The following is an 8,381-nucleotide window of genomic DNA, read 5'->3' on the forward strand; positions in this document are numbered from 1 at the left end:
TAGGGGGCGTTCCTGGATCTAAAAGCGAAGCGAAGCGTTCATCGAACTGACGTCACGTTAAAAGCGATCGAATCACGCGCTTGTTATAGAAAACTCAATCAAAAAGGGAGAGCGATCGCCATTCAGCAAAATCGTTCTCCCTTTTTTCCAATCCAGCGAATTTGAAATTTCTCCTCAACCAATTGCAGAGCAAATGCCCCTAAAATTCACAATCTAAAAACCGAAATCAAAAAATCAAAAAATTAACCAACTTCAACCACTGCCAGACAAACTTCTTGAGAGATGCCACTGTTTAGACTTACGGCCTGGTTTCTGACAGCGCTCCAGGCGATTTGATGAGCTTTGGTCTCTTCCCCATACCACTGAAGAGCAGAGTTAAACGCTACTCTGTAAAAGTGTTGAGCCGTCTCAGAAAGCTGATTGCGAATGCTCGCAGGTAACTCCTGATTGTTTTGGTACGACATCCTAGCCGCCTCCGGTAAGTGAGATAATTGTTTAGTATTGCTTGCAAAACTCAGAAATCTGCCTATCTTGAGGAATATCTTCGGAATTGGCATCAGAAAGCGCTGCTATTGCAACGCGATCGCAATGGATTAAAGGAGAAAACATTGATTACAGGCACTTTGAGAACCACTAAATCAGAAGAAATCTTTGCCGCTGCTCAAAAACTAATGCCCGGTGGAGTCAGTTCTCCCGTACGAGCGTTCAAATCGGTGGGCGGGCAGCCGATCGTCTTTGATCACGTCAAGGGCGCATACGCCTGGGATGTCGATGGCAACCAATACATTGATTACATTGGCTCCTGGGGGCCGGCCATTTGTGGTCATGCCCATCCGGATGTGTTAGGAGCGCTTCATGAAACGTTAGAAAAAGGCACCAGTTTTGGCGCTCCCAATGCCTTAGAAAATGTCTTGGCGGAAATGGTGATCGATGCCGTCCCCAGCGTCGAAATGGTGCGGTTTGTCAATTCGGGGACTGAGGCTTGTATGTCGGTTTTGCGGCTGATGAGAGCCTTTACCAACCGCGAAAAGCTGATCAAGTTTGAGGGCTGCTATCACGGTCACGCCGACATGTTTTTGGTGAAAGCAGGCTCCGGAGTTGCGACGTTGGGCTTGCCCGATTCTCCTGGCGTTCCTAAATCGACGACCAACAATACGCTAACGGCACCCTTCAACAATCTGGAAGCGGTGAAAGCTTTGTTTGAAGCAAATCCAGGTGAAATTGCGGGCGTGATTTTGGAACCGATCGTCGGCAACGCTGGCTTTATTCCTCCCGAAGCTGGTTTCTTGGCCGGCCTGCGCGAATTGACTCGCGAACATGGCGCGTTGCTCGTCTTTGACGAAGTGATGACAGGCTTTCGGATCGCTTACGGCGGCGCACAAGAAAAGTTTGGCATCACGCCAGATTTGACGACGCTGGGTAAGGTGATCGGCGGTGGGCTGCCTGTGGGTGCCTATGGCGGTCGCAAAGACATCATGGCGATGGTTGCCCCGGCTGGCCCCATGTATCAAGCCGGAACGCTGTCTGGCAATCCGCTGGCGATGGCGGCTGGTATCAAAACATTGGAACTATTGCGCCAACCAGGGACGTATGAGCAACTCGATCGCGTCACCTCCCGTCTAACTCAAGGGTTGCTGACCGTTGCCAAAGAAACAGGTCACGTCGCCTGCGGTGGCTCGATTAGCGGCATGTTTGGCTTCTTTTTTACCGAGGGCCCGGTTCACAACTACGAAGATGCCAAAAAGTGCGACTTTAATAAGTTTGGCCGCTTCCACCGGGGCATGTTAGAGCAGGGCGTTTATCTGGCACCGTCTCAGTTTGAAGCGGGATTTACTTCCCTGGCGCATACCGATGAAGATGTCGATCGCACCCTGGAAGCCGCCAAAGCAGTCATGACAAATCTGTAGAGAGTTTTGAGTTGTTGGCTGAATCATCATAAGCCTATCTAATAAACTCTATTGGACAAAATACTTGATAGGGCAATCTTTCCGGGGTTGCCTTTTTTTGTGATCAATTCGACGTGAATTCGATGAGAGTTTTTCGCTTCGTTGTTCACAGCCTCTGCCCCCCAACCCCCCAACTTTGGGGGACTTTAAGAGAAGAATGCTGCTTCAAAGTCCCCTACTCGTGGGGGATTTAGGGGGCTGCCCGGATTAATCAACCGTAGCGAAAGATTGCATCGAACTGACGTAATTCGAGAAGCGGATAACCACGGGAGAATGACTCACACACAAGTATCAAACTCTAAACGTTGCGTTAGGGCTACGTAATTTTTCTGGAAACGGTGATAAAACAGTGGCATGTTGAAAATCACACCTAGCGAGTTGCCCCGTGTCTAAACTTTTTCAGCGTCAATGGATCTTGGTTTTTGTTCTGACATTTCTAATTACTTTTGGCTCGGTCACGGCAACGCATTCTCAAACGCCTTCAAGTCGAGATGCGGTAATTCTTGAGGTCAAAAAGTCTGCCGATCGACATGTCAAAACAGACAGTTCGATGCAAACTTCGACGGTATTAAAGCGGTTTGAAAAGAATGACGCAGGATTGACTCCACCTGAAATTATTACAATTTACGAGGAGGAATACGCCCGACTCAAGGAAGCAAAGGAGGCTGACTCCTGGGAGCAGTTTTTGCCGAAAGTGGGGTGGGTTGCCGCTGGTTTACTAGGTTTTTGGGCAATTTTTCGAGACACGATTAACACCTGGACGAAAACGCTTGCAGACAAATTCTTTAAGGCAATCTACAACCGATTTGCTGGGACGAAACTTTTCTGGGGCATTGCGCTCAAGAAATATCATCAGGCGTTGATTGGCAAATATCGCGAACTCAAGATTCCGTTTCGCTCCGCCGATCGACCGCTCAAAATGCAAGATGTCTATGTGCCGCTCAAGGTCAAGGGTAGCCAAAATTATGACTTAATCGATGCATATCAAGCGGTTTCGCAGTACAAGCGATTGATGGTGACAGGGAAACCGGGATCGGGCAAGTCGATGCTGCTCAAGTATTTGACGCTGAGTGAGGCAGAGGGGCGGTTGGCGAGTTTGCCAGATCAGCCTGTAGCAGTTTTGTTGGAGCTATTTCGCCTGAGTGATGGGTCTGAGATTTTGCCGCAGTTAGTCAAGGCGCTGGAGCGAGAGGATTTTCCACACGGGGAGAACTTTTTGCAGCAGGCGTTAGACAAGGGAACGATTTTGCTGCTGTTGGATGGGCTGGATGAAGTGGGAAGTGCTGCCCGATCGCAAGTCATTCAAAAGCTCAAAGATTTTCTCGATACCTATGAAAAGTGTCGGTTTGTGATGACTTGTCGATCGCAGGTTTATCAAGGCGAATTTAGCGATCGCGTCGATCGCACGTTAGAAGTCGTTGAGTTTACTGATGTGCAGATGCGGCGATTTCTCAAAGCTTGGGCGATGCCGCCAGAGAAGTCGATCGATCAATTAATGCAGACATTGCGTGATCGTCCTCGCATTCTCGAACTGGCGAGAAATCCATTGCTGCTCACAATCATCGCTAAATCCCCCAAAATTGGGGGACTTTGAACCGTAGATCATTCTTAAAATTGGAGAATTTTTCCATCTTAAAGTCCCCAGAATGGGGGATTTAGGGGGCTTTCCGAGATTTCACAACTCAAATCGGACTGCTATAGTTCAGCAATTTTCAAAGGGCTAGAATCTTCAACAAAGTCAGTTCGATGAAGTTTTTCGCTTCGTTAATGAACGCTTCTGCCCCCCAAGCTGCCAATTCTAGGGAACTTTCAAACAAGGTTCAAAGCTCATCGAACTGACATTAACTTCAGCAAACTTGATATTCAATTAGTGCCATTTTCTTCTAGGGTGTTAGCCGTCTTGTCCCTGTCGCGGTGAGTGCTGCCACTGCTTTATAGTATTTATTAGCCGTGTCGTAGCAAGCAACTCGCCGTACTCCTGGTCGATGTTGTTGCCTGCAAGCTCTCCTCATGTTGGACAAGAAGCGTCGATCGCACTCTAGAAACCCTAATTGAGCCTGAAAGCGCCGTCTGATACGACCTTGGTAATTCTGTAAACGCTGTCTGAGATTGAAATAGCAACGATCGTGAGCAATACAAGCCTCCCGAAAATTAGCGATTTTTGGAATACGATCGGGTGACCATGTACAAATATCCGTCTTAAAACCATCAATAGTCCCACTACGCTTTGCAGTTGCACTCATCGGTAAAACGGCTTCCAAAGCCATTCCGCTTGATAAGACAACACTTGATAAGAAAAGTCCAATCCACTTGTCCTTAATGTTCATCTTTTCCTCTATTAGTCCTGTTAATTACAAAGCGCTATGTTGCTGAATGGAATCGTTCAGGTTCAAAAATTACGTTCCGAGATTGTAGTCGAGGGGGCATTGCCATCTGCTCCACGGTTTAATCTGGCGGTGTAATTAACCCATCGGGTTCTTAAGCCCGATCGCAGTTCTCTAAAGTTCAACGGATCATCAAATTTGTAGAAGACTGAGTTGCGCGTAAACTTGCGAACATTTTGATCCCAACCGCTTCCCGTCGTGAACTTTAGGGTACAGGTGCAAGAAGGAATTCCTGAGAGAGTTACTTCTCGGTTGGCTTGTACATAAACAAAGCGAAGAGTTTTGCCAGACGTGCGATCGACAAGTTTAATTGCCGCGTCAAATCGATTGCCGTTGATCACCCGCAGGGTTGCCCGTCCTCGTGTGTTTTGAGGAGACGTGATGTTTGTGCCGTTGGGCAATGAGCCAGAAGTACGACTGATCAGAATTGGTGCATGGAGCGATGAGACAGAGGATAGTGGCAGCGATCTAGCTTCAGGTTGATAGACGGTAATGCTAAATGCACTTAAACTGAATGCACTTAAAGCACCCATTACAAAGGCTTGCATGACGACTGATCTCCCATTGTGTTTCAAGTTGTGTTTCAAGATTGAATGTGAGCGATCGTGGTTAGTTAGAGTCCACTAAATTCCAGTTGTTTGATGCAAGTGAATGTGGGGTAGTTAAGGCAAGCGATCGCGCACCAGATCCCAAATCACCTTTTCATATCGCCACTGTGCTGATTGGTTGGGATAGTTTGTACAGGCTTGCTGGAGTAGCCGATTTGCGGTGCTGCGATCGCCCTGTAGCAGAGTCAGCAGCTTCAAGTAAAGCGGATGGTCAGTAGAGAATGTAGGAGTTGGAGAAACGGCTGGCTGATTCAGTTTCCGCTTGGTTTCTGAGGACGGTTGGGCTTCGGGATGAAGTAGATGATTGGTCGCGTCGGTAGTAGTAGTGACCGCTGGAGAAGCAGTAGTTTGGTTGACTGCTTATATGAGATCTTGTGGTGGTTGGGCTTCGATAGCTTGCTCATAGGTTGGCAGTTCCTCACGGCGACTCACCAGAAACAAACTACTGATAAAAATGGTTAGATAGCTACTAGCGACAAACAGCAACATCAGTCCCAAAGGAAATGAGATCGCAGGCTCCGGTTTAGAGATGGGTGCAGTTCTCAATTGTGGATATGGCGCAATATTCTCTACTAATGCGTGAGAGGTAAGTCTATTGAGTTGATTTGAAAGTTGACTTGAAATCGGTGGGATTGGCATCGTTGACTCCCTGTTTCAAGATGAATGGATTGTAGAGTGATGTGAATTCGATGGGAGTTTTTCGCTTCGGTCTTCAGCGCTTCTGCCCCCCAACCCCCCAATCTGGGGGACTTTTAGATCATAGTCTTCGTTCAAAGTCCCTCACTCGTGGGGGATTTAGGGGGCTGCCCGGATTTGTAACGGCAACAAAGGATTTCATCGAATTCACGTTAGAAGGGAAGCGATCGCTAGACGTGAAAGAGCGATCGCTGACAATCATCCTGCTCAGAAACCACTATTTTTTACAGTATCCAGACTGGTCTACATAGATTCCTTGCACTGCTCCACCCACTAGATGCCTAAATCGCAAACACTTATTAGAAGTTGCAGCGTCTTCTAATTTGTCCATGAGCAGCCCACCGTATACTGCCCCAGCAGCCCCACAGACAGCAGCGCCAACTCCACCGATGGGTGCACAAGCAATGCCAGCAGCACCGCCAATCGCACCTGCACTAGCCCCTTTATATTTAGAAAGCTTGCTCCATAGTCGTCTAGTGGTGCCTCGCTTGAGGTAGGTACTACAGGTGGCAATGCCGCAAGTGTATACAAAGCTTCTTGTTTCAGTCAGTTTTCTCGCAGCTAGAGCCGGAGTAGTTGTAGCATTAAAGATCAAAGCGAGTCCAACAATCAAGGTAGAAGTGCGAACACGATTTAACTTCATAGAAGCCTCCTTTTTAGTCAAAAAATCAATGCTTTAGAAAATACCAACTTGGCGAAAACTGTTTACCGCAGCCTTCATCAAGGGACGATTTGGACATTATCTTGCTGAGAAGTGAAATTCAGCGATTCAACGAAACGTTCAACACAAGATGTTTGATAGCTACATTGCTGTCTAAAGCACAACTCCAACCCACGCTGAGAGTGTATTCTGGACTTATTCCCTAAAGCAAGAAAGGATGGGTAAGGCTGGAAAGGGGCTTAGAGTCTTGAATCGATAGCTTGGGGAAAGTGTATGGATTGGGGAAGTCCCAAAAAATCCCCAAACTTTCTTGAATTCTGAGGGGACATCTATGGCAAGAGTGAGCTACGGTTCTAAAGCACAAGCCCAAGCCAAACACCTTCTAAACTCTCTGCTCGCTTATGCAAATAGACTTGAAAGTGAGTGCAACCCCATTCCTAATAGAGATTTCTCGATAACCTGGCAAACTGAACAGCGGTGTGTGGTTCGCACAAAAATTAGGGTTTTGCAAGAACTCACAACTCGATCGCCAGGTCACGACCCGTTAAACTCAGAACAAATTAGAGAATCGCTCAAATGCTACCGAGATTTTCTTAAAATTTTGCAAGACCATCGGACGGCTACTCAAGGCGCAGAATACTGGCACTTTACTCTTGAATTGTGGCATCCCCGTGAGGAGAGTGAAGCAAACCTATCGCGATTTGACAGGGAATGGGAGCAGCGAAAACAGCCCCGGCCGCGGGAGAGCCGTAATGGATTGAATGCTGCAATTCCACTAACTTTGACGCAGCAAATCGGAACGATCGCAGGCGCACCCAATGTTTCCACCTTTTATGGGCGAACAGCAGAACTAGAAACGCTGAGACGATGGATGCTTGAGGAGCGCTGTCGGTTAGTGGCGATCGTCGGCATGGGTGGCATTGGCAAATCGGCACTTGCGGCTAAATTTGCTTACTCTTTTAGACAAGTATTTGATCAAGTCATTTGGAAATCACTGCTTCAAGCGCCTCCATTAGAAACGCTCCTCTCAGAAATTCTTCAAACCCTCGTTCCGGAACAAAACATTCCTGATCACATACCTGATCGCATAGACACCTGCACAACTCAGCTACTAAAACAATTGCGTCTAAATCGCTGCCTCTTGATATTAGACAACCTTGAGGCGATTTTACAAAACGGTGAGCTAGTGGGCGCTTGTCGAGCAGGTTATGAAGGATATGAAGCTCTGCTTAAGCAGCTTACGGACGTGCCTCACCAGAGCATTGTTGTACTGACAAGTCGATACAAGACTAAAGAAGTCTTTGCGCGGGAAAGCATAAAAACACTTCAACTCAGAGGACTACACACACCTGAAGGGGAAGCCATTTTGCATCTAAACGAACTGCGTGGCACTTCAGAAAACAAAAAACAGTTAATTGAGTCTTATCAAGGCAATCCCCTTGCTCTCAAGCTTGCCTCAGCTTCGATCCGCGATTTGTTTGATTGCAATATTGCAAATTTCTTACAGCTAGGAACTGCCCTCTTTCGAGAAGTCTCAAACCTGTTGGATGAACAATTTGAACATCTCAGTCCATTAGAACAGCAAATTCTATACTGGCTTGCAATTAATCGCGATTTCATTTGCATGACAGATCTACAGAACGACCTAATTTCTACTAGACCAGCAGAATTACTCCAAGCGTTAGAATCTGTGCAGCGTCGATCGCTCATTGAACAAAGCCAAGCTAGCTATACGCTCCAACCTGTTGTGATGGAATATGTCACTGAGCGCTTTATAGACCAAATTGTCAGTGAAGTGGTGACGCAAGACATTAAACTCTTCAACAGTCATGCCTTAGCCAAAGTACAAGCCAAAGACTACGTGCGAGAAACGCAAATTCGATTAATTGTTCAGCCTGTCATTGTTGCTTTAGAGAACAAGCTGAGAACAAAAGCTCGTATTGAAATCCGTCTTGAAGATCTTTTAGCCACTCAGCAGCAGCAAGATCCGGGAGAGAAAGGGTATCTAGCTGGAAATATACTGAATCTTTTTGTAACTACTCAGGCTTAAAACATCATAACGATTTGCGTCAAAGCACAGAAGTAG

Annotated in this window: 9 protein-coding genes; 3 read left to right on the plus strand and 6 right to left on the minus strand. The window is 46.9% G+C overall.

The window, feature by feature from the left end:
* Nucleotides 1–242 precede the first annotated feature (242 nt).
* Nucleotides 243–464, minus strand: coding sequence for a ChaB family protein (locus ACJ2PR_RS33925; protein WP_446857264.1), 222 nt, complete (start codon nucleotides 462–464; stop codon nucleotides 243–245).
* 27 nt (nucleotides 465–491) lie between these two features.
* On the opposite strand from ACJ2PR_RS33925, the gene hemL reads away from it, so the two are divergent.
* On the plus strand, nucleotides 492–1,907 hold the full coding sequence (gene hemL / locus ACJ2PR_RS33930) for a glutamate-1-semialdehyde 2,1-aminomutase (RefSeq protein ID WP_446880355.1): 1,416 nt from the start codon (nucleotides 492–494) through the stop codon (nucleotides 1,905–1,907).
* A 424-nt stretch (nucleotides 1,908–2,331) separates the two neighbouring features.
* Nucleotides 2,332–3,540 (plus strand): NACHT domain-containing protein, encoded by a 1,209-nt coding sequence (locus ACJ2PR_RS33935; RefSeq protein WP_446880356.1) that lies wholly within the window; start codon nucleotides 2,332–2,334, stop codon nucleotides 3,538–3,540.
* Between the two features lie 289 nt (nucleotides 3,541–3,829).
* Here the strand turns inward: ACJ2PR_RS33935 and ACJ2PR_RS33940 are convergent, their stop codons facing one another.
* The 5 genes from ACJ2PR_RS33940 to ACJ2PR_RS33960 all read right to left on the minus strand — a co-directional run bounded on the left by ACJ2PR_RS33940 (nucleotide 3,830) and on the right by ACJ2PR_RS33960 (nucleotide 6,277).
* Nucleotides 3,830–4,273 carry a phospholipase A2 gene (locus tag ACJ2PR_RS33940; RefSeq protein WP_446880357.1) on the minus strand — a complete coding sequence of 148 codons (444 nt, stop codon included), beginning with the start codon at nucleotides 4,271–4,273 and terminating at the stop codon, nucleotides 3,830–3,832.
* 62 nt (nucleotides 4,274–4,335) lie between these two features.
* Entirely contained in the window at nucleotides 4,336–4,878 is a 543-nt protein-coding gene (locus ACJ2PR_RS33945; protein WP_446880358.1) for a hypothetical protein, read from the minus strand.
* A 114-nt stretch (nucleotides 4,879–4,992) separates the two neighbouring features.
* Nucleotides 4,993–5,136 carry a hypothetical protein gene (locus tag ACJ2PR_RS33950; RefSeq protein WP_446866790.1) on the minus strand — a complete coding sequence of 48 codons (144 nt, stop codon included), beginning with the start codon at nucleotides 5,134–5,136 and terminating at the stop codon, nucleotides 4,993–4,995.
* Nucleotides 5,137–5,298: 162 nt separating this feature from the next.
* The gene (locus tag ACJ2PR_RS33955) at nucleotides 5,299–5,577 is read right to left on the minus strand and encodes a hypothetical protein (RefSeq protein ID WP_446880359.1); all 279 of its coding nucleotides are present in this window, start codon (nucleotides 5,575–5,577) and stop codon (nucleotides 5,299–5,301) included.
* A 274-nt stretch (nucleotides 5,578–5,851) separates the two neighbouring features.
* Nucleotides 5,852–6,277: a hypothetical protein gene (locus tag ACJ2PR_RS33960; protein ID WP_446857259.1), complete on the minus strand. Its 426-nt coding sequence runs from the start codon at nucleotides 6,275–6,277 to the stop codon at nucleotides 5,852–5,854.
* 349 nt (nucleotides 6,278–6,626) lie between these two features.
* On the opposite strand from ACJ2PR_RS33960, the gene ACJ2PR_RS33965 reads away from it, so the two are divergent.
* A complete protein-coding gene (locus ACJ2PR_RS33965; RefSeq protein WP_446880360.1) occupies nucleotides 6,627–8,345 on the plus strand; it encodes an NB-ARC domain-containing protein in 1,719 nt (572 codons plus the stop codon).
* The last annotated feature ends 36 nt before the right edge of the window (nucleotides 8,346–8,381 follow it).

It is taken from the genome of Phormidesmis sp. 146-33 (genome assembly GCF_052939515.1).